This is a genomic window from Synechococcus sp. C9 (assembly GCF_022984075.1).
Classification (GTDB): domain Bacteria; phylum Cyanobacteriota; class Cyanobacteriia; order Gloeomargaritales; family Gloeomargaritaceae; genus Gloeomargarita.
In genome coordinates, this window is sequence record NZ_JALAAD010000001.1 from 1195606 (window position 1) to 1220047 (window position 24442).

The window sequence follows — 24442 nt, forward strand, 5'->3', positions numbered from 1 at the left end:
GTGAGGAATTGAGGGTCATGGGTTTTCAGTAATGATGTCCATCGGGGCAGGGAAGTTGCCGGACTGTAGGGGGGGAATGCCCATCTATCCAGTCTAAAACCCGATGCCATGCCCACCACCGATCCGGGTCAGCCGCCAATTGTTGCCCCGCCCGACTGCTGTAATAGCCCACATGACCGCCGTACTTTGTCAATACTAAATCAATCCAGGCATTTTGGGCAGTCAGCTGTACCAAATCGAGAATAATGGTAGGGTCAAAAAGGGGGTCATCCTCAGCGTAAAGAATCAGGGTCGGCAGGGTCAATTCCCCCAAAAACCGCAAGGGACTGGTGGCGGCATAATAGTCCTGCACCGTCGCAAACCCCAACCGAGGAATCACCAACTCCTGGTCAAACGTCCAAATGCTGTGCGCCCGGGCGATGGCGGCTCCATCAATCTCCTGGGGATGCGCCAGGTAAAGCTGGTGCGCCAACTTTTGCAATTCCCGGGTGATCGCCCGCTCCAGATACCGTCCCCAGGGGTGCGCCATCAGATAGGCTAGGGAACGACCCGCATCCAAATTGGGGCAAACCGCAATCACCCCCCCCACCTGCTCCCGGGGCAAAGGACTCGCCGCGTCCACTGCCGCCCAACCCGCCCACAGCGCCAACTGCCCCCCCAGGGAATAGCCCATAAACCAATAGGGAGGCGGACACCCCAACCTCTGTGCCCCCACCGCCACCGCCAGAAAATCCTGCCCCTCCTGGATGCCATCGGAAGGCAAAGCGGGGGATAACTGACCGGTGCGACCGTGCGCCCGCCAATCAAACAGCACCACCCCATACCCCCGTTGTACTGCCCAGTAAGCCAGCAAATGTAAGTACTTCTGATCTGCCAAACTGCCTGTAATCCCGTAGGTGGCAATGATGGTTCCCTTAGTCTGCCGGGGCACCACCCACTGCCCAAAGATGGGAACACCGCCAGCGCCAGAGAAAACATATTCCTGATACGCCAGCCGGGGCAATTTTACTTCCAAGTGACGGCTTAACCCAGCGGTGTACAGGGTCATGGCGAAACCATTCTGCAACCACCAGGGGGGAATAAATGCAATCACAGGGTTAAAACGCCAAAAGCCGCAGGCAACTGCCCCACTTTGGTTTTTAGTAACTTTGTGATTCCCATAGACCGGCTGAGATGGCTATGGACAAAAGTTACCTTGCCAACCCATGCCCACAGGCGGGACAAAACCGGTAGTGGGGTTCCACTGGCGCCTGACAGGCGGGACAGGTGGCAGTCACCGGGGCAACCTCGGGCAAACCCAACATCTGGTCATTACTACGACCGGGTTTGATCATCGGGTAGCAATTTTCCGCCGGGTTGACGTGGACATCCATCAGCACCGGCCCCCGATGGGCTAACAATTCCTCCAGAGCAGGGCGCAATTCCTCCCGGCACTGCACCAACATTCCCTTCACCCCGTAGGCCGCCGCCAATTGCACAAAATCCGGCATCCCCGCCCGCATCGCCGAATGGGAATACCGCTCCTGGTAAAAGGCTTCCTGCCACTGGCGCACCATCCCCTGCCAGAAATTATTGATAATCACCGTTTTCACCGGCAGGTCGTACTGGGCCAACGTCCCCAACTCCTGGATATTCATTTGCACACTGGCATCCCCGGCAATGCAAATCACCTGGGCAGTCGGCAGAGCCACTTGCACCCCCATCGCCGCCGGTAAGCCAAAGCCCATCGTCCCCAAACCCGCACTGGAAATCCACTGGCGGGGGCCATTCGGCAAAAACTGCGCCGCCCACATCTGGTGTTGCCCCACATCCGTGGTGGTGTAGGCATCGGGCGCCAATTCCCCCAACAGATAAATCACCTCCTGGGGCGAGAGCAATTCCCCCTCCCGGGGTACCACCAGGGGATAATCCCGCCGCCACGCCTGGATTTGCGCCAACCACGCCTGGGTCTGGCCCGGCTCCGGCAGGGAAACGGTTTGCAAATGCTCCAACCAATCCACCAACACCTGTCGCACATCCCCCACAATCGGCACCTCCGGCGGGCGATTCTTGCCCACTTCCGCCGGGTCCACATCCACATGGATCACCCGGGCATAGGGGGCAAACTCCGCCAATTTCCCCGTCACCCGGTCATCAAACCGGGCCCCCAACGCCACCAACACATCACACCGACTGATGGCAAAATTCGCATAGGCCGTCCCGTGCATCCCCAACATCCCCACAGACAGCGGATGCCGCTCATCAAACGCCCCCTTGCCCATCAGGGTGGTGGTCACCGGAATCTGCAACAACTCCGCCAACTGGCGAATTTCCCGGTGTGCCCCGGCGGCAATCGCCCCACCCCCCACATACAACAAAGGCCGTTGGGCAGACAACAACAACCGGGTCGCCTGGGCAATTTGCCGGGGATTTCCCTTCACCGTCGGGCGATACCCAGCCAGTTTCACATCCCCCGGTGCCACCGGCACATAATCAAAACTTTCCTCCCCCACATCCTTGGGAATATCAATCAGCACTGGCCCCGGTCGCCCCGTACTGGCAATGTAAAACGCCTCCGCCACAATCCGTGCCATATCCTTCGGGTCACGCACCACGTAGGAGTGTTTCACAATCGGCAGGGTAATGCCAAAAATATCCGTTTCCTGAAACGCATCACTGCCAATCGCCGACCGGCGCACCTGTCCCGTAATGATCACCATCGGGATCGAATCCATGTGGGCGGTAGCAATCGCCGTCACCAGGTTGGTCGCCCCCGGCCCGGAGGTGCCAAAACACACCCCCACCTGCCCCGTCGCCCGGGCGTACCCATCGGCGGCATGACCGGCGGCCTGCTCATGGCGTACCAGAATATGTTGCATTTTACCCTGGGCTTCCCAGCGGTATAACTCGTCGTAGATGGGCAAAATCGCCCCTCCGGGATAGCCAAAAATATGCTTTACCCCATGCCGGTATAAACTATCAATCAGGGCATAGGCTCCCGTACAGCGCAGGGGACTCGCCTCGGGGGGGGAACTTGGGGTACCGGTGGTGGGCAGGGCAGAGGTTAGCAAGGGAGTAATGGTAACGAAAGTTGCAAAACGCTTGTGATCACCTAGTTTAATCACCCCCGCTGGACTTGTCTAGGATCGAAGCAGGGGAATTTGTCGCTAAATTTTAAGAAATTTTAAGAAAATGGGCGGAAAACCTTCCCTATCCGGAAGTTGCCATAAAAAATCTGGTTAACTTGCACGCCAGAGGCATTTAACGAACCGAAATCCTCCAGAACGAAAGACGGGGGCGGTGCCTGCAACCCCTATGCTCACAGCGAAACTCTGGCGTAGTCCTACTCAGTTAAGATGGCTATGGAAATTGTTATGGAAATGGCAAGAATTTACGTTCACCCCAGCCATGATGGTCGCCCCCCCTGTCCCTGTCCTGGATTTACAGGATTTTACCCAGGGCACCCCGGCGCAACGGCAGGAATTCATCCAGGGGATGGGTCAAGCTCTGGAGCATACGGGTTTTTTCATTCTGGTCAATCACGGCATTGGCACCGAGATTCTCAGCCGAGCCTATGCCCAAGTTCACGCCCTGTTTGCCCTACCCTTGGCGCAAAAACAGCAGTACGAAAAGCCGGAACTGCATGGTCAACGGGGGTATGTTTCCTTTGGCAAAGAACACGCCAAGGATTCTCCTGTACCGGATTTGAAGGAGTTTTGGCACATTGGTCGCCGGGATAACCTCTATCCCCAGGCATTGCCGGAATTTGCCCCCCTGTTGACCCGTCTGTATCACGCCTTGGATGAATGCGCCCTGCATCTCCTCCAAGCGGCTTCCCTCTACCTGGATGCGCCCGCGGACTTTTTGCCGGGGTTGGTCGAGGGGGGAGACACGATTCTGCGGTTGATCCATTATCCCCCTGTACCGGCGGATGTGCCCCCTGGGGCGGTGCGGGCAGCTCCCCATGAGGATATTAATTTGATCACCCTGCTGTGTGGGGCGACGGCGGCGGGTTTGGAACTGTTGCAACGGGACGGGACGTGGTTGCCGGTGCCCGTGCTCCCGGAGGGGATCGTGGTGGATAGCGGCGATATGTTGCAATGGTTGACCAACGGCTTGTTTCGCAGTACCACCCACCGGGTCGTTAACCCCATGGGTGCCAATGAATCCCGCTATTCCATGCCCTTTTTTGTCCATCCCCGCCCGGAAGTGGCGTTAACCCCCCTGCCCACCTGCATTGCCCGCACCGGGGGTATGGCTCGGTTTGGCTCCATCACGGCGGCGCACTACCTCCACCAACGGTTGCAGGAAATTGGCGTCGCCCCCCCAGTATAATTTGGGAGTCCCCCAGGGTGTGCCTGTGACCCCAGAGCGTGTGTTAAACGAGTTACTGGCGGGCAATCGGCGGTTCAGCACCTCCCGTCCGGTGAACCCGCACCATGATTTATTGCGGGTACAGGCGGTGGCGGCGCACCAAACCCCCTCGGTGGTGATCCTGGGCTGTGCGGATTCCCGGGTGCCCCCGGAGGTGATTTTTGACCAGGGGATTGGCGACCTGTTTGTGATTCGCAATGCGGGCAATCAAGCCAACCTGGAGGACATTGCCAGCGTGGAATATGCGGTGGCGATGCTGCAAGCCAAGGTGGTGCTAGTCCTGGGGCACGAACGCTGTGGGGCGGTCACGGCGGCATTGCAGGGGGCGGAAGCGCCAGGAATTATCGAAGCCCTGTTCTTTGGTCTGCGTCCGGCGATGGAATTGGCTCGCCAGCAACAGGGGGATTTGATTGCCCATGCGGTTCGGCACAATGTCCAGGTGCAGGTGAAGCGACTCCTGATCTCAGAGGTGATCAAAAAGGCAGTGGCGGCAGGGAACCTCTTGGTAGTGGGCGGCTGTTATGACCTAAAAACCGGTTTGGTGAGTTTGATTTGAATAGCTTGTTAGCTGGCCTTAGGTTATCTGTTGGGACAGTGTTTTAAGCTATCCGCCGTGCCTGTACCCCTGTTCTGGTTGTATACTGAGACCCAATATATGATGTGGCTAAAATAGCCTCCTATGACAGAGCAACTGGTTCTTCCTTTTTTAAAAAATTCCACATCCCTGACGGTTGTTGAACTGTGTGCTGGGGCTGGTGGACAAGCATTAGGATTACACTCAGTGGGTTTTCAACCTCTTGCTCTTGTTGATGATGATCAAAATTGTGTAGCAACACTCAAAGGAAACTTTAAGGAAGCCAATGTTTATTTAGAAGATATAAGAACATGGAATCCAAAACCCTTTGAAGGTGTTGATTTACTAGCAGCAGGTTTACCTTGCCCACCATTTTCAAAGGCAGGTAAACAACTTGGTTCTGATGATGAAAGAAATCTTTTTCCGGCAACACTAGAAATCATAAATGAGTTAAAGCCCAGAGGAATCATGATCGAGAATGTTCCTGGTTTACTCGAACCTAGATTTGATGATTTTAGATTTGAGTTTCAAGAGAAACTTCGCAAAATGGGCTATACCTGTGCTTGGAAGCTATTAAATGCCTGTGACTACGGGGTTTCCCAGTTACGACCTCGTGTTGTGTTAGTTGCGCTTGAGAAAAACTTGGCATCAGATTTTTCGTGGCCTTATCCTATGGAAATTACACTTCCTACTGTCGGTGAAACTCTTTATGACTTAATGGCTGAGAATGGCTGGAAACAAGTTGATGAATGGAGACAAAAAGCTAATAGAATTGCACCTACCTTGGTTGGAGGTAGCAAAAAACATGGTGGTCCCGATCTCGGTCCTACAAGAGCTAAGAAAGCATGGGCATCTTTAGGAGTTAATGGACATTTAATAGCGCAGTCAGCCCCTCAGCCTGACTTTAAGGGTGATCCATGTTTAACGGTTAGAATGTGCGCTCGGCTTCAAGGATTTCCTAATCACTGGTTGTTTTCAGGTAAAAAAACAGCTACATATAGACAAGTTGCAAATGCTTTTCCTCCACCTGTAGCGGCATCGGTAGGAAGAGAATTATTTAGAGTGCTTACAACAACCAAAAAAGTTTTTGCAGTTAATTCTAGGTCTAGTTAATATGCCACGTATACCTACAAATAATCTAAATGCAAATACGGCTGTGCAGGCATTCATAAATGACTTAACTAGCAACAAATGGGGACTCAATGAGGCATGGCTTGCCGTTTCTAAGCAGCTTATGACTTGTGAAATATGGGACGAGCTAAGAAAAACTTGGGCTCAGTATTACAATCAACCTGTTTTACGTGAAAGAAATGACTATAAATTGTTAGCTAATGGTAGCCCAAATAAAGCTCTACAAGAATCAACGCTTGTTGGTGATTACATAGCCCGGAAACTGAAGATTCCCAGGCACGATCTATGTAGTTATCTTGGTAAGTTTTTGAAAACATTATCTATACAGCCCCAAAACCCTAGGGGTCATGCTTTTCGTTCTATTGTTGCAGAGACTCTAGCACGATACGGTGATCCTCAAATCACAGTAGAAGAAGAAGTCAATCCCTATATTCTATTTCCGGGAAATCAATTTAATCTTCGCTCTAAAAATCCCAGAATAGACATTGTTGCATATCGTGATGGTCTTCCAGTTGCTCTCTGTTCGACTCGATGGACTTATCGACATGATCGAGTTGACATACTTGAAGAAGCCAGAGCTTATATGCCTGTTGCAAAGCAAATTTATCCTAACATTCACTACTTTGGCATAACGGCAGAGATGAACCCTGCACGCCTTAAAAAAGTGGTAGACCAAACCAAACCAGTATCGCCATCGGCTGACGTTGACTGTCTTGTCCATCTACATAAACCCTTGGCTACAACGGTGGTAAACCACAACGGAGATTTAGCTCATCTTGTAGACCTTGTAGATTGGGTTCATAGCTCCCCTAATTGGTAATTAAGGAGGTATATGAAAGCCAGTTACATTGGGTTAGTGCGGAGTGTACAAAAGCTTTCAGTCGATGTTTAATGTTACCTGCTACTGCATTTTTTAACCTTGGAGACGTGTCTAACGGTTAGGCATCACCAGCACCGCCACCCCGATCCCACCCAGGTATAATCCGGCAATGGCTCCCGCCAAAAGGATTTGCGTCAAGGGGTCCGTAGAAGGAGTTAAAATCGCCCCAATCACCACCGCCGCCAGTACCACATACCGCCAACCCGCCAACATTTGCCGGGGGGAAACCAACCCCAATGCACTTAAAATAAACTGAATGACCGGAATTTGAAACGCCAGACCCGTGCCTAATAATAAGATCAAAATAAATTCAAAATAACGCTCAATCGACCACAGGGGTTCCACCACATCCGCACCGTAATTCAAGAAAAATTTCAACGCCGCTGGCACCAACACCCCATAGGCAAAGGCTAACCCCAAAATAAATAAAATGCTGGAACCAAACACCACCGGCGCCAAAATCCGCCGTTCCCGCCGGGTCAAACCCGGTAATACAAACGCAATGATTTGATACAAAATCATCGGGCTACTGAGAATCAAGCCACTGTATGCCGCCACCTTCAAAGACACAAAGAAAAATTCCCCCGGCGCCATCTGGAGAAATTTCACCGGTCCAGCGGGAGCTTCTAAAAACCGTACTAGGGGCTTCACGCCGATAAAACAGCCCACCGTCGCCACCCCAAAAGCCGCCAATGCCCAAAAAATCCGCTGGCGCAGTTCTTCCAGGTGGTCAAACAGGGACATTTCCACATCATCGGGGGTCTCGTCGAGGGGGTCAACGTCCGCCTCTAAAACCGGCGTGATGGGGTCAGGAGGCATGGGCAAAACGCAAAAAATAACACAATATACCTACGATTCTACCAACCAGGGGAAGCTCGCCGGTTGCCAGGGCACCAATTCCTCATTCCCAAACCACAGGCTAATTTCCCGTTGCGCCGTTTCAATTGCATCGGAACCGTGGATCAAATTCCGCCCAATGCTGATGCCAAAATCCCCCCGAATCGTGCCGGGTTCCGCCGTGAGCGGGTTGGTTGCCCCAATCATTTTCCGGGCAGCCGCTACCACCCCCTCCCCTTCCCAGACCATTGCCACCACGGGACCCGAAGTGATAAACGCCACTAAACCGGGGAAGAAAGGACGTTCCCGATGCACATCGTAATGCTTTTCCGCCAATTCTTTCGAGACCCGCATCAATTTCAGCCCCACCAAGGTAAACCCTTTGGCTTCCAACCGGCGGATAATTTCCCCCACCAATCCCCGTTGCACCCCATCCGGCTTAATCGCCAAAAATGTCCGTTCCATACCCTGCCTCGCACATTACCTTTTGAATTGTATCCAAGTTGGTTCCAAGCGGAAGCCCCAGCTAAGCTAGATTAGGACAGATGCGTCACGGTGCCATGAACCCCACAGCTTTATTCAATGCGATTGATGTGCCCGCCGACTGGATCGGTCTGCGCCTGGTGCGGGAAACCACCCACAGCCACCATCTCCGGGACGGACACCCCCAGGGACATGGACGGGAGACCACCTGGGGCGCCATGGTCGAGGTCAGTGTCCAGGGAACTCTCAGCTACTGCGCCACCCCCCAAATTACCCCGGACGGGATTCGCCAAGCCGCCACCCTCGCCTACGAGCAAGCGAAATCCCTGACCCCCCGTACCCATGCCGTTGCCGACCGACCGCCAGCGCAGGGACATTACCTCACCCCAGTAGAACAATCTCAGCGCAATGTAAGTACCAAAGAATTGACCGAACTGCTGGTGAAGGTGTGCCAAACCCTCAAAGTTAGCGATGAAATTGTCTGTACAAAAGCCAGTTTAGCCAGCACGGAGTCAGAAACCTGGTTTGTGAGTACAAATGGTGCGGATTGGTATCAACAAAAGCATTATATCAGCAATCATTTTGCCGCCACTGCCCAAGTGGGAACCGAGGTACAAACCCGCAGTGATCACGGGATGCTCGCCCGTTGTTACCAGGGGGGGCTGGAATGGTTGCTCACGGATGACCTGTGGGAGCGGGTGCAGCGGATTGGGGAGCAAGCCCTGGAATTGGTGCGGGCGGAAAATTGCCCGGAAATGCGTACCCATTTGGTATTGGCTCCGGATCAAATGTTATTACAAATCCATGAAAGTGTCGGGCATCCCTTGGAGTTAGACCGGATTTTGGGCGATGAGCGCAACTACGCCGGGTGGAGCTTTGTCACGTTGAATGATTTTGGACATTTGCAGTACGGTTCGCCCCTGATGAACATCACCTTTGACCCCACCGTACCGGGGGAATTTGCCAGCTATGCGGTGGACGATACGGGGGTGAGGGCGCAACGGGAGTATTTAATCAAAAATGGGATTTTGGTGCGGGGTTTGGGAAGTTTAGAAAGTCAAAAACGCTCAGGGGTGCCAGGGGTGGCTTGCGGACGTGCCTGCTCTTGGAACCGTCCCCCCATTGACCGCATGGCAAACCTGAATTTAGAACCCGGAACTGGCACTTTTCAGGATGTGATCCGGGATATTGAACAAGGCATCTACATGGAATCGAACCGTTCCTGGTCTATTGATGATTACCGGCGTAAATTTCAATTCGGTTGTGAATATGCCCGCTTAATTGAAAATGGTCAACTCACCAAAGTGCTGAAAAATCCCAATTATCGGGGTGTCAGTTCCGAATTTTGGCGCAATTTAGTCCGCTTAGGGGGGGCAGAAACCTGGGAAATGTACGGCTCTCCCTACTGTGGCAAAGGGGAACCCAACCAAGCCATTCGGGTGGGGCATGGTTCGCCCGTAGCGGTCTTTGCCAACGTGGAAGTTTTTGGAGGTGGGTAATGTGGCAGGGTTTAATTCAGCATTACCAGGAGTATTTACCCGTCACCGAAAAGACACCAATTGTCACCCTTTATGAGGGCAATACCCCCCTGATTCCCGTACCCAAAATCGCCAGTTATCTCGGCAAAAAAAATGTGCAGGTCTGGGTGAAATACGATGGGCTAAATCCCACCGGAAGCTTCAAGGATCGGGGGATGACGATGGCAATTAGTAAAGCCAAAGAGCAGGGAGCCACTGCTGTCATTTGTGCCAGCACGGGGAATACCTCTGCCGCTGCCGCCGCCTATGCCCGTCGAGCCGGAATGAAGGCGTTTGTGTTGATCCCCGATGGGTATGTTGCCCTGGGGAAGTTAGCCCAAGCCCTGATGTACGGGGCGCAAGTATTGGCAATCCAAGGCAATTTTGACCAGGCATTAGCCTTGGTGCGGGAGTTAGCCGAAAAATATCCCATTACCTTAGTTAATTCCTTAAACCCTTATCGTTTGGAAGGGCAAAAAACAGCCGCTTTTGAAGTGGTGGATCAACTGGGCAATGCTCCCGATTGGCTCTGTATTCCTGTGGGTAATGCGGGGAATATTACCGCCTATTGGATGGGATTTTGTCAGTATTTTCAGCAGGGTAAATCCCAACAATTGCCCCGGATGTTTGGTTTTCAAGCCGCTGGTGCCGCCCCCATTGTCCACAATCAACCGGTGCCGAAACCGGAAACCGTGGCGACGGCGATTCGGATTGGCAACCCGGTCAATTGGCAGAATGCGATTGCCGTTCAAGAGGCGAGCCAAGGGGGTTTTTATGCCGTCAGTGACCAGGAAATTTTAACCGCCTATCAACTGTTAGCCCAGGAAGAAGGGATTTTTTGCGAACCCGCCAGTGCCGCCTCCATTGCCGGTTTATTTCACATCCAAGACCAGATTCCCGAAGGAATACGCATCGTCTGTGTACTGACGGGGAACGGTCTCAAGGACCCGGACAGTGCCATTGCCCGGGGACAACAACAACTCTCGCAAGGGATTCCGCCGGAGCGGGATATTTTGGCGCAGGCAATGGGGTTATTGGGGTAGGTGAAATAATTACAATGCCATTACAGGTAACCCAGGTCTCAGGGCACCGGCTGACCATCAATCGGGAGACTCTTGCCGAGGGGGTCAGGGTACTAACTCGGCGGGACCGGGTGTTAGCGCAGGTGTACGAGCAGGTGCCAACCCCACCCCTTTGGTTGCGACCACCGGGACTTGCTACCCTCGTGCAAATTATTCTGGAGCAACAGGTTTCTCTCAAGTCCGCCCAGGCTACGTTTAACCGCTTACAACATATCTGTCAGCCCTTATCTCCCCAAAGCTTATTAACCTTAACCCCTGAGCAGTGGCGTGCCTGTGGCATCAGTCGGCAAAAAAGCAATTATCTATGTCATTTAGCGAGGGCTTTGGAAGCAAAAACCCTTGATTTAGAGGCATTAATGGCTTGCGATGATGAACTCGTATATCAACAATTAACCCAAATTCGGGGCATTGGCACCTGGACGGCGAACATTTATTCACTCATGGCACTCGCCCGTCCTGATGTTTGGCCGACGGGAGATTTAGCCCTCGTGGTCAGCCTCAATCAACTGTATGGTTTGCCCGATAAATCTCAGGAAAAAGAACGGCAGGCAATCATTACATCCTGGCGACCCTGGCGGGCGGTGGCGGCTCGTTTATTGTGGCAATATTATCTGCACGTACTTCGCTGAGCATATCCTAACGGAGATTCTGTAAACGCCAAATCAACAGACCAAAAACCAAGGTAAATAGCACCACAGCGGCGGCGGCGGCATAGCCTAAATCAAATTGATTAAACGCCTGGTCATAAACATAGTAAACCAGGATATTGGTGCGATTCAAAGGCCCACCCCCGGTCATCACATAAACCGGTTCAAAACTGCGTAACGTGAATAGGGTGGTGGTGATGGCTACCAAAATTAACGTGGGTCGCAGATTCGGAATTGTAATATACCAAAATTGTTGCCAAGCATTGGCTCCATCTAAGCAAGCCGCCTCATATTGGGTGGGGGGAATTGTTTGTAAACCAGCTAAAAAAACCACCAAATTAAAGCCAATTTGATGCCAAACACTGACCATAATTAAAGCCAACATCGCACTGCCTGGTTCACTCAGCCAGGGGATAGAGAGGCCCAACAGTTGATTCACTGGGCCTTGGGTTTGCAATAACCACCGAAAGGCTAACCCAGCGGCGACCAGGGAGATAATCGAAGGTAAAAAATAAAGCAATCGCCATAGTCCCTGCGCCCAAATTCCTTGATTTAATAAAACCGCTAAAACCAAGGGTATAATTATCGCCGGAATGACTGTGCCCACTGTGAAAATAGTGGTGTTGGTCAAGACTTGCCAAAAGTCCGTATCTGTGAACAAACGCACATAATTTTCTAAGCCAACCCAATGGGAACCGAAACGGGTCAATGTTCCCTGGGTAAAACTTAAACCCAACAGATAAACCATCGGCCAAAATGAAAATAATCCCAGGATCGCCAGAGCGGGAAATAGCATTAATCCGGTGAGCCAGCGGGGTAGATTCATGGGGGAAATTCTATCGAGACTTTTACAGTATTATAGTTACAGCCATCCTCACTGAATTGAGAACAGGGGTCGCAGGGGCACCTCAAAATGCCGGTTATGGGGATCGATTTAAGAAGAAAGTCAAAGATTTGATCCTAGAAGCCAAAGCCAATCACAATGCGGTGGCAGAAGAAACCAGCAAGAAGAATGACGAAGCGGATAACATCCCCATACCAGTCTTTTATTCCAGTTTTTGGGGACATACGTTCAAAAATCAAACGGATCAACTTTTTAAGGGTATCTCTAAAAATCGGTCGCAGGGGTTGGTTTTCGATAACATAGGCATTTTAGCCAGATCACCTTCAATGGGTGCAAATAAATAGAGTTGCCCAAAATACCAACATAAAAAGATGGAATTACTCAGTAAGCGGTTTTCCCCTAATTATACACAGGCTGATTCCCTGGTTCTGCTCAAGCGCTTTCTCAATCCAGGCAACCCCTGATGTACCCATTCCAGGGCATAATAATCAAGTGAATATGCTTGTGGAAATCCAATGGCAATCGAACAATTAACCCGTGGGCAGGCGTGGCTCCAGGAGGTTCTGAAATTGATGGGGATACCGGCATCGGTGACCCTTGACCCCCAACGGCAATGGCTGGTGATTGACACCCAAGACCCCCCAATGGTCAATGCGCTCCTGGGCGACCAAGGGACGGTGTTGGATGCCCTGCAGTATTTGGCAAATGTGAATCTGAATCTGCATCTGCCGCCGGAGGAGCAATTTCCCTTTACCATCGAACTGGCTGGGTATCGGGCAAAACGCCAGCAGGAATTGGCAAATCTCGTCAGTCAAGTCGCCGCCCAGGTGCGTTCTACGGGGCAGGAAGTCGCCATCCCCAACCTCTCCGCCGCTGAACGTCGTCAGGTGCATACCCTCTTCCAGCAGTACCCGGACTTGGAAACGGTCAGCCGGGGTCAAGAACCGGAGCGGTATCTGGTGGTCTTACCCAAAACCAACACGCTAAGCTAAACAAACGGTTTTTTGTAGGTGGTTATGGCTTCTATTCAGTTTATCCGGGGGTTGGACGAAGAAACGGTGCCCGAAGTGTACCTGACCCGGGCGAAGGATGGCACGAATGGGACGGCACGGTTCCGCTTTGACCAGCCACGGGCGTTTGACCGGGCGGATGCCAGTATTGGCGACATTACCGGGATGTACCTGGTGGATGATGAGGGGGAGTTGGTGACCCGGGATGTGAACGCTCGGTTCTTGAATGGGAAACCCCAGGCGATTGAAGCCCGTTACATCATGCGTTCCCCCGAAGAGTGGGACCGGTTTATGCGTTTTATGGAACGGTACGCCCGGGATATGGGGTTGGAATTTAGCAAAGCCTAGCCAGGATTGCGCCCCGGTTGGGGAGTGCGGCTTTGGTTGCTGGCGGGTTTGGGTGGGGTACCGGCGGTGGTTTTGGTCAATAGTTCCACGGCACGGGCGTAGGCGGGGTCCCGGCTCATCGTGGTGTCCGCTGGGCGTTGGGCGAGGGCTTGCCGTTGGGCCCGGGAAATTTCCACGGTGACGTTGGGGCTAATGCCTTTGCGGGCGATGTCCCGACCGGAGGGGGTGTAGTAGTGGGCAATGGTGACCGCCAGACCGGAACCGTCACTGAGGCGATGCACGGATTGCACCAGGGCTTTGCCAAAGGTGGGACTGCCCACCACCACCGCCCGTTTGTGGTCCTGCAAGGCACCCGCCACGATTTCACTGGCACTGGCGGATTGGTGATCCACCAGGATGGCGAGGGGTTCCCGGGCAAAGGCGGTACCATTGGCATTGAAGACTTCCCGCTCCCCTTGCCGCCCCACGGTGCTGACGATCCGTCCCCGATCCAGCCACATGCGGGTAATTTCGATGCTGGAACTGAGCAGTCCGCCGGGATTGCCCCGTAAATCCAGGACGTAGGCTTGGGCACCCTGCCGTTGTAGGGATTGGATCGCCTGCCGCATTTGTTCCGTGGCGTGGGCGTTGAATCCCTGGAGGCGAATTAAGCCAATGGCACGCCCCTGCTCCTTTTTCAGCGCATAATCCACGATTTTGGTTTCAATCCACGCCCGGGTGACCTGGAGGGGGATGGTTTCGTTGGCTCGGCGAATTTCCAGCCGTAATACAGTTCCCACGGGACCCCGGATCAGCTTGCTGGCATCCTCCAGGGTCATGCCCTTGGCACTGCGACCGGCTACGGAGACCAATTCATCCCCAGGGCGAATCCCCGCTTTAGCCGCCGGGGAATTTTCCACCACATCGGCGATGAGAATGCGTTTTTCTTCCCGTTCTTCATCCAGTTTTAACCGTACCCCCACCCCGGAAAACTCCCCCGCCGTTTGGTTGGCCAGGGCTTGAAATTCCTGGGGGTCGAGAAAGCGGGTGTAGGGGTCGCCCAGTTTGCTAATTTCTGCCCGTAAGGCGGCGTAGGCCTGGGCGGTGGTGCTATATTCCTTTGTCAGCAAATCCTGCCGCACCTGTTGCCAATTCACCCGGTTGAATTTGGGGTCCACGTAGTGGGTGTTGATGATCTGCCACGCCTCATCCAAAATCCCTTTGGGGCTGTTTTCCAGGGGGGTTTGGGCCCCCAAGGGCATGGCCAGCCCGACGGTGGTTAGCCCTAGCCATAGCCCTATCCATGATGGTTTGATTGGTTGTTTGGTTCTATCCATAGCCCACCCACTGTACTCACAAAGAATTCTTTTTAATGTAACCCATATTTTTGGGAGTCGCCCCATTTTTCACTTCTTTTCACTTCAGGTTAAAATGGCGTTACCTACTCTATTCGCTTGCCATGAGTCCCCCGTCCCGACCCTTGGAAGTCACCCCGGAAAATCTGGGGCGCATTTTGGATATTGTTGAGCGTCTCGCCCACGACAACCAGGCGCTCACCCACCAGGTGGAGTTGCTGATTCAGCAGGTGGAAGATGCCCACAATTGCATTCGGGAATTGTCTAAGCTGATCCGGGAAATCTGGGACAATTTGGAGGGACGCTGGGACCGCCTGGAGCAGGGGTTAGAGCATATTGATTCCCAACAGGACGGGTTGCAAGGCCGCTGTGACCATTTGATTACCCTGATGAGCCGCCCGTTTTGGCAACAACTCCAGGAAGCCAGTGCCCCGGAATGGATGGTGAAACAGGCCTTTGAGGAATATATCCGCCGGTTGAACCATGCCCTGGAGCAGGAACCGGAATCGCCGCCGGAAGAGGAACAGGCGTAACCCATGCCCGCTGGCCGTCGGGAACAAATTACTGCTTTGGAAACCCAGGCCGCCGTCTGGGTGGGGCAACTCTTGGCCGGCGCACCCTACGACCCACCCCCAGGCCCCCAGGCCCAACGGGTTTTGGATTGGGTGAAAACCACCCTTTTGCCCCGGGTACGGCAAACGCCCCAGGAATTGACCCATCTCTTGCGGGGGTTACAGGGGCATTATGTGCCCAGTGGGCCAGCGGGGGCACCCACCCGGGGCCGGCCAGAGGTACTGCCCACGGGACGGAATTTTTACGGGGTGGATGGGCGGGCGATTCCCACGGAAACCGCTTGGCAGGTGGGGCAACGGGGGGCGCAGGCGGTGATTGACCGCTATACCCAAGACCAGGGGGAATACCCCCGCACCCTAGCCCTGTCCGTGTGGGGAACGGCGACGTTGCGGACGGGGGGGGAGGATTTTGCGGAAGCCCTGGCACTGTTGGGGGTGCGCCCGGTGTGGGCTGGGCCGAGCCGTCGGGTGGTGGATTTTGAGATTTTGCCCCTGGAGTTCCTGGGTCGCCCCCGGGTGGATGTGACCCTGCGGGTGTCGGGGTTCTTTCGGGATAGTTTTCCCCACCTGTTGGATTTGTTTGACCAGGCGGTGCGGGCGGTGGCCCAGTTGCCCGAGTCCCCCCAGGAGAATCCTTTGGTAGGGGTGCAGGGGATGGGATTGCCCCCGGAACAGGTGTACCTGCGGGTATTTGGCCCCAAACCGGGGAGCTACGGGGCGGGACTGCAGGGATTGATTGCCGCCCAAAATTGGGAAACCCCTGCGGATTTGGCGACGGCTTTTCTCAATTGGAGTGGCTATGGTTATACCGGCTCAACCTGGGGTGAACCGGCCCGAGAGGCGCTGATCCAACGGTTACAAAATACGCAAATTGTCTTGCATAACCAGGACAATCGGGAGCATGACATTTTGGATTCGGATGATTATTACCAATTTCAGGGGGGGTTGAGCGTGGCGATTCGCAGTTTAACCGGCCAGCACCCCATCCTGTATCACGGGGACCACAGCCGCCCCCCTTACCTGAACATCCGCACCCTCCAGGAGGAAATCCAGCGGGTGTATCGCTCCCGGGTGGTGAACCCCAAATGGATTCAGGCGATGATGCGCCATGGGTACAAGGGGGCGTTGGAATTGGCGGCTACGGTGGATTATCTGTTTGCCTACGATGCCACCACGGCCTGCGGCAGGGATTATATGTATGCGGGCATGGCCCAAGCGTACCTGCTCGACCCGGCGGTGCAGGCGTTTTTGCGCCAGGCGAACCCCTGGGCCCTACGGGGGATGGCGGAACGGTTGTGGGAGGCACACCAGCGGGGCCAATGGTCGAACCCGGACCCAAAGATATTAGCCGCCCTGCGCCATTTGATCCATGAAACAGAAGCCCTCATTGAACAACGGGGACAAACTGCCCCACCGTAGCCAGGAGTTCGCTGGGGTTGCAGGGTTTGCCCAGATAGCCGTTGACCCCCAAACTGCTGGCCTTGGTGCGGTGGCGGTCGCCGGTGCGGGAGGTGAGCATGACCACGGGCAAGCGGGTGACCTGGGGGTGCTCCCGGATGCTCTGAAGCAGGTCTAACCCATTCAAGCGGGGCATTTCCAAATCCGTCAAAACCAGCTTAACTTTATCAGTATTATGTAATAAAACTTCCCAGGCTTCTTGCCCGTCTCTGCACGCTAAAATTTCGTATCCCGCTTGCCCCAACACGCTAGACAGAATCCGGCGGGTATAGACGGAATCTTCGGCGATGAGGATGGTGGGGCGTTGGCTGGTGGGTTCCTCTCCCACGGGGAGCAGGGTCTGGGTCACGGCTTCTCCCGGTCGCCGCATTTGGCTGGGGAGCAGTACCGGGATGGATTCCCCCGAGGGCAGAACGGCCGCCCCCACGAAGTAGGGAGGGAGGGGGAAAATTTCTTCCACCCGTTTCACCATCCGTTGTCGCACCTCGCTGAGTTCGTCCACCACCAGGCCGATGGGTTGCTCCTGGGGGCCACGCAACACCAGGATCGCCTGCGCCAGGGGGGGCTCCAGGGGAACGGCGTATGCCAGCAGATGTTCCGGCAAATATACGGGCAAATTCTGGTCTTGCCAGGTCACGGTCAAGGGGTGGTCAAAGTTGCGTTCCACCGGGACTTCCCGCAGAATGTCCAGCACGCTGTCCGCCAAAAAGCCCAACTGCCGTCCCTGGGCACGGACGATCAGCAGGGGCAGGAGGCTCACCGCCAGGGGCAAACGCAGGGTAAAGCGGGTGCCTTGGCCAGGGGTCGAGGCGATTTCTACCATGCCCCCCAACTGGCGGATTTCCGTGCGTACTGCATCCAAACCCACCCCCCGCCCGGAGAGTTCCGAGACCTGGGCACTGGTGGAAAACCCCGGCATAAACAGAAAATCCAGAAGCTCCTGCGGGCTGAGTTGCTCAAAAGCGGCCTGGGTCAACCCCCGCTCCTGGGCCTTGCGGTACACCCGTTCCAAATCCACGCCCCGGCCATCGTCCTGGATGCTGATCAGGGCTTGGTTCCCCTGCACCTGGGCGCACAGCCAAATCTGGGCGGTGGGGGATTTGCCCCGTGCCAAGCGTTCCTGGGGGGGTTCGATGCCGTGGTCAAAGGCGTTGTTCACCAGGTGGGTCAAGGGGCCTTTGAGTTGCTCCAACAGCACCCGGTCCAGTAGGACTTCCGCCCCCTCAATCCGGCATTGCACCTGTTTCCCATACCGTTGCCCCAACCGGTGGATTTTGTCGGCAAAGGGGCTGGCGAGGGTACTGAAGGGGTTCAACCGGGCTTTGGTGGATTCGCTGTAGATTTGGTTCAAATTGCGCCGCAAACTCACCAATTCCCGGGCGGCACTGCGGGTGACCAGGTCTAAATCCTCGGCGTTTTCGCTGATCTGGGCGACGAATTCCTGGCAGGCTTGGAGGGTTTGGTGCAGGGCACTGAAACGGTCCATCTCCAGGGGGTCAAATTCCGTGCCTTCCGTGGCTCGGTATTGCAAAGCCAGTTGTTCGTACACCTCGTCCATCTGCTCCCGCACCGGTTCAAATCCCTGCACCAGGTCTTTCAGATGGCGGATGGTGGCTTCCACCTGCTCCTGTTGACCGCTGAGTTTTTCCAGATAGAGCAGTAAATCCCCGCCGGTGTTGGCGAGAAATTCAATGGTTCTCAGGGGTAAGCGCACATGGGTGAGTACCGTGGCGGGTTCCGGTTCCGGGCGGGGGGCGACCGGGGCAATGCCCAAAACCTCATCCCGTTCCCGGCGAATCTGGGCAATCACCTGCTCGGCGGTGGCAATGTCGGTGGTGTCCCGCAGGGGGGCGATGGCGGTTGTTAACCAGGGCAATTGCAATTCTTCCGCCAAAAAGGTGCAGTTTTCCAGCAGTTCCGTGACCGCCCCCAAATCCCCTTGCTGTAACCGTCCTTGCGCCACCTGGAGACAGTCCTCCAAGGCACCGGTGAGGGCGGCCCGCAGTTCTTCCTCCGGGCTGGGGGGGGTTTGGCTTTCCTGCGCCACCAACTGGGCAATGGCTTCCAAAAGCTGGGGGTCGCCGGTGACCTCGGGCTGTGCCACGTTATCCAACAGCCAAGCCAGTTCCTCCACGCCCCGCCGCACCAAGGGTTCCCCCCCAGGGACGTGCCGTTGCCCCATCAGTTCCAGCAAATCCTCCAACTGGTGTGCCAGTTTTTGTAAGGCCGGCATTTGGAAGGTACCGGCACCGCCCTTGAGGGTATGGGCGGCCCGCATCAGTTTTTCGTAGTCCCACTGGGGGGCCGTGATCCCCTGGCGGAGGATGTCCAGGTACTGGGGCGCTTCCTCCTCCAGAAACCCCTGGCGGGCTTCGGCCATCAGGCTGGCGAGGGTGTCGTTGTCAAAGGCACTGCTCATGGGCACTGGTGGCAGGACTAAAGGGCATCGTGTTGTAGGCGGAATTGCAGGACAAATTGCTGTAATTGGTGGACTTCTTCCCCGAGTTCCTGGAGGGCGGCCCCCACCTCCTGAGCGGCTCCCGAAGTGGTGGCGGCGATGGCGGCCACGTTTTCCATGGCGGTTTGCACCTGGTTGGAAACCCGGGAGTGGCTCTGGGTTTGGCTGGCGATGGCCTCCTGGTATTCCGCCATCTGCCCCGATAGTTCGGCGAGTTTTTGCAACACCTGTTGGGTTTTTTGTACCAGGAGGGAACCTTCCACCACCGCACTGGTACTGCTTTCCATGGCGTTGGACACATCGGCGGTGTCCTGTTGAATATTGCGGACCAGGGCTTCGATGCGGGCGGTTTCCTTGCGCACCAGGTTGGCCAACTGCCCAATTTCGTCGGCAATCAGGCGAAACCCCTGGCCGTGTTCCCCCGCCCGGTCCGATTCCAAGGAGGCGTTAAACGACAGCAGGTTGGTCTGCACGCTGATTTCCTGAATAATCGCCAACACTTGGCTGATCTCCTGGCTGGAGCCGACCAGATGTTTGACCTTTTTGGAGGTTTTCCCCACCGCCTCCCGAATCTGGTCGTACAAACTGGCGGTGGCATCCATGGCCCGTTGCCCTTCCTGGGCGGCCTCCAGGGAGGACTGGGCCGTGGTGGTGGCTTCGGCGGCCTGCTGGGCAATGGTCTGGATGGCTTGGGTGTTTTCGGCGGCCAAGGCCAGGGCTTGGGTGAGTTCCAACTCCTGGGACTGGGCGGCCTGGGCTAAATCCACCACGGCGGCCTCCGAATGGCCCGCTAAGGTGCCCACCCGGTCAGTCGTCGCCCGCACATTCCCCACCAGGGTACGCAGGCTGGCCAGGGTGACATTGAACGCATCGGCAATGGCGGCAATTTGCCCCCTGTCCGTCTGGGCCCGCACGGTTAAATCCCCCTGTTGCGCCCCCTCAATGTCCATCAGCAGTTGGATCACATCCGCTTCCAATTGCATCCGGGCCTGTTCCGCCTCCTGCTGTTGCCGTTGCAGGGTGTCCATCTGGTCGGCGACCTGGGCGGCCATCTGGTTCATTTCCTGGGCCAAAAGGGCCAATTCATCCTGGCTGTTGAGGGTCAGGGGTGGCTGACGGGGATTTTGCCCCAGGGCACGGGCGTAAATCCCCAACCGCCGCACCGGCTCCGCCAACAGATTCGCCGCCCCCAACCCCAACCCCCAGGCCAGGAGCAAAATCACCAGCCCCAACAGGTAGGTATTGCGGGTGCGCTCCCAGAGCAATTGCTCCAATTCCTGAGCCGGTTGCCCCACCGCCACCATCCCCACGGGTTGGTCATTAACATCCCGCAGGACTTGGAACCGCACCAAATACTTTTGCCCATCGGTGGTATCGGGAACCCTCAGGGTGGCCAATTGGTCGTTTTGCCCCTGTTTCAGCAATGCTTCCGCCACCGGCCGGGGTGCCAAACTGCCCAGGGCCCGGGTACTGCCGTCATCATCCGGGAAATTGGTGGCCACCTGCATATCCCGGGCGTAAATCCCCACCAGCGGGAAGCCGTACAGCCGTTGGAGTTGATCCGCCAGCCAGTGATTGCGGTTGAGCAGACTGCCCACCAGCACCACCCCCACCACCTGCCCCCGCTGTACCACCGGTTGCGCCGCCAGTGCCACCAACGCCACCCCCCGGTTCAATTCCTGGGCATATAAACTTTCTCGGTTACGCAAGGGAATTTTGGCCTGGGGAGCCAGCCCCAACTTTTGCGCCTGTACCAAAGGCATCAGCACCAACCCCGCCACGGGTTTTTGGGATTGCATCGCCCGTTGTACCCAGGGCAACTGCCCCAGGTTCTGATTGGGGGGCAAGGTCACCCGCTGGGTGTCGTAGGGAGGTAGGGGTTGCTCCGGCTCCAGTATCTGGGGATAGGTGCGAAAATCCTCCCGGGACAACACCACCGCCTGCTGGCGCACCCGCCCCTGCCCGTCTAAAATCAGACGAAAATTCTTGGTCAATTCCGGGTATTGGGACTCGTTGGCCGCTAGCCCCCGGCTTAAAAGGGTCTGGAGCAAAGGATTCGGTTCCTCGATCAGGGTCGGGTTGGTTTGCCATAACTGCGCCACTGTCCGTGCCTGCGCCAAGGATTCCTGGGACAACCAATCCAGATACTCCTCCTGCAAGGTGTTGGTGCCCTGGGCGAGGGTGGCCTCAAACTTATCAACCACCGTCTGACGCACCGAACGCACCTGCGCTTGGGTCAACACCACCACCGGCACCGCCGTCCACAGGAGCAAAATAGCCGCCAATTTTGTCCGAAATGGGGTACGCCGCCACCACCGCACCGGCTGTAACCAGGGTTGGGTTCGCACCGACGGCAACGGTTCGATCACCAAAGGGGGCGGTAATTCCCCTAAAGCCGCCTGGGCCGCTACCCCATAAGAACCTTCCGGGTCCTGGGCCACCACCTCCTGCCAAAGCCGCCGTGCCCGCTCCACATCCCCCGCCTCCCGGGCATCCTGACCCTGGAGATAGAGTTCCAACAGGGGATCAGCCTCCGTCTCGGGTTGGGGACGGGTGCCGGGCACCTCATCGGGACTGGTGGTGGACCACTCAGGGGTGGGGGAAGGGGATGGTTCCATCAGGCTACCTCACGGAGGATTGACGCAAAACTTGAAACAAAGCGGTGGGGTCGAGCAGGGCCACCGGTTGCCCCTCCCAGCGCACCATGCCGGGGAATAAATGCTTATGGCGCAGATGGGGCAGGGGTCGAATGTCCCTAGGGGCCAAGGGCAAAAACCCATCCCGGCCTTGGATGGTCACCACCACCGACTTCTGCCCCCCCTGGACGACCAACCCCTCCCGGTGCGGGGTCACGGGCAAGGGCAAATCCGGTTCCAACTGGCGCAACAGCCGGGCTAAATCCAGCACCCAGAGGAAATTTCCCCGCACGTTGGCAATACCCTGAAACATCGCCGCCGCCCCCGGCATTGGTGCCACCACCACACTGGCCATATCCAACCCCTCCCGCACCGCCATCTGGGGCAAGGCCAACCGCACCGCCCCCCCCAAGCGAAACACCACATACTTCACCGGGGCCCTGACCACACTAGCCGACATATTTTTGCACCATCGTAATTAACTGTTGGGGCGTGTAGGGTTTGGTGAGATAGTCCGTCGCCCCCTGTTTTTGCGCCCAAAACCGATCCGCCTCCCGGTTCCGGGAACTGCACATCACCACCGGCAGGTTCCGCCAGTCCGGATGGGCACGGATACGGCGGCACAAATCCAACCCACTTTCCCCCGGCAGACCAATATCCGCCAGCACCAAAGCAGGCAACCCTTGACTTTCCAGCCACCCCCAGGCCGCCTCCGCCGAGGACTGCCCCACCGCCTTGTACCCCGCCCGTTGCAACAGCGCCACCATCAACTTCTGCTCCGCCGCCACATCTTCCACCACCAACACCAACCGGGGCAGGGCTTCCATCATCTACACCGACCCCTGGGACAGGACGTGTTGCACACACCGGCGCAGTTGTTCCGCATCCACCGGCTTGGTCAGGTATTCCTTCACCCCCAACAACTTCGCCCGCATCTTGTCCACCAACCCATCCTTGCCGGTCAAAAACACAATCGGTGTCTGGCGCAATTCGGGATGCTGGCGGATCAGTTTACACAGGTCGTAGCCATTCAGGTCGGGCATCAAGAGGTCTAACAACACCAGCGCCGGTTTTTCCCGCTCCAACGTCGCCATCACCTGATTGGGTTCCCCAATGGGAATCACCTGGTAGCCACCACTGTGCAAAATCTGGGTCACACTGGTCAAAATCGCCGGACTATCATCCACACAGGCCACCTTCGGACCTTGGGGTTTGGGCGGCTCCGGCACCTCAAAGGGCCGCACCAGCAATATCCCCTGCTGCACCAACGGCAGAAAACACTGCACCGCCACCGCCGGACTGACCTTCAATTCCCGTGCCAAATCGTAGCCACAGGCAGACTGGGTAAATAATTCCACACACCGTTGCAACTGGGGGGGCGGCAATTTCGCCAGATAGCTCTCCCGGGGACAAACAGACCAAAACTCATACACCTGATTTACCCGCTGGGGTGCCAGCTGGAACCGGGCAAAGGGAGACGGCACCCGGTAGCGCAACCCCGCCCAGGTCTTTACCTCGTTTTGCACCGACTTGGCCACATCCGCCAGATTCACCGCCAACAAAATCGGATTGAGGGGAATCCGGGGATGCTCCTCCCGCTTGATCTGCTGGGATTTGTGCTGGGACAACACCAAAAAATGGGTCAACCCCTCCTGGGTCAACCGCAGTAAAATCTGCCGCACATCCGCCAAATTCAGCCGCCCCGCCTGGGTTTGCCGGTAGAGAAACTCGTACTCATCTTGTCCCGGCGGTAAAACCAGGTCACTCAACTTGGGAAAAAACAAGGGCATCAAACAGTTGAACCGGATCGCCCGCCCCACGCTACTGCCCGCATAATGCAACCGGCTACCCGCCGGCCCCGCATACACATCCCACCGCACGGAAGGGTCGGCTGGGTCGTGGAGGGTGACATGCCCAGTCAAAGGTCGGTTAACTGCAGAAACTTCCTGACCGGATTCCATTATGAAACTCGGCTGAATTTTACCAAGGAGTGACTCACTCCAATTTTAATCATATAATCCCCATCGGTAAACCCTCTCCCTGGCAATCATCCTAGATCAAACTATCTCAAAAGAGTTCCACCGGGGAAAACCCCTGAAGGGACAAGGGTTCCCCGCTTTTATCAAGAGTAAAATTTGTCTAAAATTCCATACGGCGTTTTGCAGTAATTTATGATTATAATCAACCAAGATTAAGAATATATTAAGTTCAGGTAAATACTCGGTAAATGTTCATTTGTTGGAAGCGGCTGGCAACGGAGCAGGGGGAGACTGTTCAC

General features: G+C 55.7%; 22 protein-coding genes and 1 pseudogene. 12 read left to right on the forward strand and 11 right to left on the reverse strand.

The genetic code is table 11. From position 1 onward, the window contains the following. Positions 1-25 precede the first annotated feature (25 nt). Together MLD66_RS05985 and ilvB are read right to left on the reverse strand one after the other, a co-directional pair. Positions 26-1048, reverse strand: a complete 1023-nt coding sequence (locus tag MLD66_RS05985; protein ID WP_247218995.1) for an alpha/beta fold hydrolase — start codon at positions 1046-1048, stop codon at positions 26-28. Between the two features lie 142 nt (positions 1049-1190). Beyond that, positions 1191-2990 carry a biosynthetic-type acetolactate synthase large subunit gene (ilvB, locus tag MLD66_RS05990; protein ID WP_247218997.1) on the reverse strand — a complete coding sequence of 600 codons (1800 nt, stop codon included), beginning with the start codon at positions 2988-2990 and terminating at the stop codon, positions 1191-1193. 304 nt (positions 2991-3294) lie between these two features. Here ilvB and MLD66_RS05995 point away from each other — a divergent pair, with 304 nt between their 5' ends. From MLD66_RS05995 to MLD66_RS06010, 4 genes are all read left to right on the forward strand, one after another. Continuing rightward, on the forward strand, positions 3295-4314 hold the full coding sequence (locus tag MLD66_RS05995; RefSeq protein ID WP_247216022.1) for a 2-oxoglutarate and iron-dependent oxygenase domain-containing protein: 1020 nt from the start codon (positions 3295-3297) through the stop codon (positions 4312-4314). A gap of 25 nt (positions 4315-4339) precedes the next feature. Then, positions 4340-4909 (forward strand): carbonic anhydrase, encoded by a 570-nt coding sequence (locus tag MLD66_RS06000; RefSeq protein WP_247216023.1) that lies wholly within the window; start codon positions 4340-4342, stop codon positions 4907-4909. 123 nt (positions 4910-5032) lie between these two features. Next, positions 5033-6040: a DNA cytosine methyltransferase gene (locus MLD66_RS06005; RefSeq protein WP_247216024.1), complete on the forward strand. Its 1008-nt coding sequence runs from the start codon at positions 5033-5035 to the stop codon at positions 6038-6040. Position 6041: 1 nt separating this feature from the next. Further along, positions 6042-6878, forward strand: a complete 837-nt coding sequence (locus MLD66_RS06010) for a hypothetical protein (protein ID WP_247216025.1) — start codon at positions 6042-6044, stop codon at positions 6876-6878. 111 nt (positions 6879-6989) lie between these two features. On the opposite strand, the gene tatC is transcribed toward MLD66_RS06010, so the two are convergent. Continuing rightward, positions 6990-7757: a twin-arginine translocase subunit TatC gene (tatC, locus tag MLD66_RS06015; protein WP_247218999.1), complete on the reverse strand. Its 768-nt coding sequence runs from the start codon at positions 7755-7757 to the stop codon at positions 6990-6992. Positions 7758-7787: 30 nt separating this feature from the next. Further along, positions 7788-8240 carry a nucleoside-diphosphate kinase gene (gene ndk / locus MLD66_RS06020; protein WP_247216026.1) on the reverse strand — a complete coding sequence of 151 codons (453 nt, stop codon included), beginning with the start codon at positions 8238-8240 and terminating at the stop codon, positions 7788-7790. Between the two features lie 80 nt (positions 8241-8320). Between ndk and MLD66_RS06025 the strand changes: the two genes are divergently transcribed. The 3 genes from MLD66_RS06025 to MLD66_RS06035 are packed head-to-tail and all read left to right on the forward strand — an operon-like array spanning position 8321 to position 11486. Then, positions 8321-9757, forward strand: a complete 1437-nt coding sequence (locus MLD66_RS06025) for a TldD/PmbA family protein (protein WP_247216027.1) — start codon at positions 8321-8323, stop codon at positions 9755-9757. Beyond that, a complete protein-coding gene (gene thrC, locus MLD66_RS06030) occupies positions 9757-10818 on the forward strand; it encodes a threonine synthase (protein ID WP_247216028.1) in 1062 nt (353 codons plus the stop codon). Before MLD66_RS06025 ends, thrC begins: the two co-directional genes overlap by 1 nt. Before the next feature lie 14 nt (positions 10819-10832). Next, complete coding sequence (locus MLD66_RS06035; RefSeq protein WP_247216029.1) at positions 10833-11486, forward strand: hypothetical protein; 654 nt, start codon at positions 10833-10835, stop codon at positions 11484-11486. A 7-nt stretch (positions 11487-11493) separates the two neighbouring features. On the opposite strand, the gene MLD66_RS06040 is transcribed toward MLD66_RS06035, so the two are convergent. Then, on the reverse strand, positions 11494-12330 hold the full coding sequence (locus MLD66_RS06040) for a sugar ABC transporter permease (RefSeq protein WP_247216030.1): 837 nt from the start codon (positions 12328-12330) through the stop codon (positions 11494-11496). A gap of 56 nt (positions 12331-12386) precedes the next feature. Here MLD66_RS06040 and MLD66_RS06045 point away from each other — a divergent pair, with 56 nt between their 5' ends. The 3 genes from MLD66_RS06045 to psb28 all read left to right on the forward strand — a co-directional run bounded on the left by MLD66_RS06045 (position 12387) and on the right by psb28 (position 13706). Beyond that, complete coding sequence (locus MLD66_RS06045; protein ID WP_247216031.1) at positions 12387-12692, forward strand: hypothetical protein; 306 nt, start codon at positions 12387-12389, stop codon at positions 12690-12692. A gap of 171 nt (positions 12693-12863) precedes the next feature. Beyond that, positions 12864-13340 carry a R3H domain-containing nucleic acid-binding protein gene (locus MLD66_RS06050; RefSeq protein WP_247216032.1) on the forward strand — a complete coding sequence of 159 codons (477 nt, stop codon included), beginning with the start codon at positions 12864-12866 and terminating at the stop codon, positions 13338-13340. A 24-nt stretch (positions 13341-13364) separates the two neighbouring features. Then, positions 13365-13706: a photosystem II reaction center protein Psb28 gene (gene psb28 / locus MLD66_RS06055; protein ID WP_247216033.1), complete on the forward strand. Its 342-nt coding sequence runs from the start codon at positions 13365-13367 to the stop codon at positions 13704-13706. Here the strand turns inward: psb28 and MLD66_RS06060 are convergent. Further along, the gene (locus MLD66_RS06060) at positions 13703-15022 is read right to left on the reverse strand and encodes a S41 family peptidase (RefSeq protein WP_247216035.1); all 1320 of its coding nucleotides are present in this window, start codon (positions 15020-15022) and stop codon (positions 13703-13705) included. The two genes, psb28 and MLD66_RS06060, sit on opposite strands and share 4 nt — an antisense overlap. A gap of 122 nt (positions 15023-15144) precedes the next feature. On the opposite strand from MLD66_RS06060, the gene MLD66_RS06065 reads away from it, so the two are divergent. Both MLD66_RS06065 and MLD66_RS06070 read left to right on the forward strand, forming a co-directional pair. Beyond that, positions 15145-15573: a hypothetical protein gene (locus tag MLD66_RS06065; protein ID WP_247216037.1), complete on the forward strand. Its 429-nt coding sequence runs from the start codon at positions 15145-15147 to the stop codon at positions 15571-15573. Between the two features lie 36 nt (positions 15574-15609). Continuing rightward, positions 15610-17031 (forward strand): annotated as a pseudogene (locus MLD66_RS06070) (cobaltochelatase subunit CobN); the annotation flags it as partial. Here MLD66_RS06070 and MLD66_RS06075 read toward each other — a convergent pair. The 5 genes from MLD66_RS06075 to MLD66_RS06095 are packed head-to-tail and all read right to left on the reverse strand — an operon-like array spanning position 16997 to position 24086. Next, positions 16997-19489 (reverse strand): hybrid sensor histidine kinase/response regulator, encoded by a 2493-nt coding sequence (locus MLD66_RS06075; RefSeq protein ID WP_247216039.1) that lies wholly within the window; start codon positions 19487-19489, stop codon positions 16997-16999. The pseudogene MLD66_RS06070 and the gene MLD66_RS06075 sit on opposite strands and share 35 nt — an antisense overlap. A gap of 17 nt (positions 19490-19506) precedes the next feature. After that, positions 19507-22146, reverse strand: coding sequence for a methyl-accepting chemotaxis protein (locus MLD66_RS06080; RefSeq protein ID WP_247216041.1), 2640 nt, complete (start codon positions 22144-22146; stop codon positions 19507-19509). A gap of 4 nt (positions 22147-22150) precedes the next feature. Continuing rightward, positions 22151-22624 (reverse strand): chemotaxis protein CheW, encoded by a 474-nt coding sequence (locus MLD66_RS06085; protein ID WP_247216043.1) that lies wholly within the window; start codon positions 22622-22624, stop codon positions 22151-22153. Then, the gene (locus MLD66_RS06090; protein ID WP_247216045.1) at positions 22614-22994 is read right to left on the reverse strand and encodes a response regulator; all 381 of its coding nucleotides are present in this window, start codon (positions 22992-22994) and stop codon (positions 22614-22616) included. Before MLD66_RS06090 ends, MLD66_RS06085 begins: the two co-directional genes overlap by 11 nt. Next, positions 22995-24086: a response regulator gene (locus MLD66_RS06095; RefSeq protein ID WP_247216047.1), complete on the reverse strand. Its 1092-nt coding sequence runs from the start codon at positions 24084-24086 to the stop codon at positions 22995-22997. It abuts the gene before it with no gap. Positions 24087-24442: the final 356 nt, after the last annotated feature.

Bases quoted from the DNA above. Each gene is read 5' to 3' on its own strand.
- MLD66_RS05985 (WP_247218995.1), bottom strand. From the start codon at position 1,048: ATGACCCTGTACACCGCTGGGTTAAGCCGTCACTTGGAAGTAAAATTG.
- MLD66_RS05995 (WP_247216022.1), top strand. From the start codon at position 3,295: ATGCTCACAGCGAAACTCTGGCGTAGTCCTACTCAGTTAAGATGGCTA.
- MLD66_RS06005 (WP_247216024.1), top strand. From the start codon at position 5,033: ATGACAGAGCAACTGGTTCTTCCTTTTTTAAAAAATTCCACATCCCTG.
- MLD66_RS06010 (WP_247216025.1), top strand. From the start codon at position 6,042: ATGCCACGTATACCTACAAATAATCTAAATGCAAATACGGCTGTGCAG.
- tatC (WP_247218999.1), bottom strand. From the start codon at position 7,757: ATGCCTCCTGACCCCATCACGCCGGTTTTAGAGGCGGACGTTGACCCC.
- ndk (WP_247216026.1), bottom strand. From the start codon at position 8,240: ATGGAACGGACATTTTTGGCGATTAAGCCGGATGGGGTGCAACGGGGA.
- MLD66_RS06025 (WP_247216027.1), top strand. From the start codon at position 8,321: ATGCGTCACGGTGCCATGAACCCCACAGCTTTATTCAATGCGATTGAT.
- thrC (WP_247216028.1), top strand. From the start codon at position 9,757: ATGTGGCAGGGTTTAATTCAGCATTACCAGGAGTATTTACCCGTCACC.
- MLD66_RS06035 (WP_247216029.1), top strand. From the start codon at position 10,833: ATGCCATTACAGGTAACCCAGGTCTCAGGGCACCGGCTGACCATCAAT.
- MLD66_RS06040 (WP_247216030.1), bottom strand. From the start codon at position 12,330: ATGAATCTACCCCGCTGGCTCACCGGATTAATGCTATTTCCCGCTCTG.
- MLD66_RS06050 (WP_247216032.1), top strand. From the start codon at position 12,864: ATGGCAATCGAACAATTAACCCGTGGGCAGGCGTGGCTCCAGGAGGTT.
- psb28 (WP_247216033.1), top strand. From the start codon at position 13,365: ATGGCTTCTATTCAGTTTATCCGGGGGTTGGACGAAGAAACGGTGCCC.
- MLD66_RS06060 (WP_247216035.1), bottom strand. From the start codon at position 15,022: ATGGATAGAACCAAACAACCAATCAAACCATCATGGATAGGGCTATGG.
- MLD66_RS06065 (WP_247216037.1), top strand. From the start codon at position 15,145: ATGAGTCCCCCGTCCCGACCCTTGGAAGTCACCCCGGAAAATCTGGGG.
- MLD66_RS06075 (WP_247216039.1), bottom strand. From the start codon at position 19,489: ATGAGCAGTGCCTTTGACAACGACACCCTCGCCAGCCTGATGGCCGAA.
- MLD66_RS06080 (WP_247216041.1), bottom strand. From the start codon at position 22,146: ATGGAACCATCCCCTTCCCCCACCCCTGAGTGGTCCACCACCAGTCCC.
- MLD66_RS06085 (WP_247216043.1), bottom strand. From the start codon at position 22,624: ATGTCGGCTAGTGTGGTCAGGGCCCCGGTGAAGTATGTGGTGTTTCGC.
- MLD66_RS06090 (WP_247216045.1), bottom strand. From the start codon at position 22,994: ATGATGGAAGCCCTGCCCCGGTTGGTGTTGGTGGTGGAAGATGTGGCG.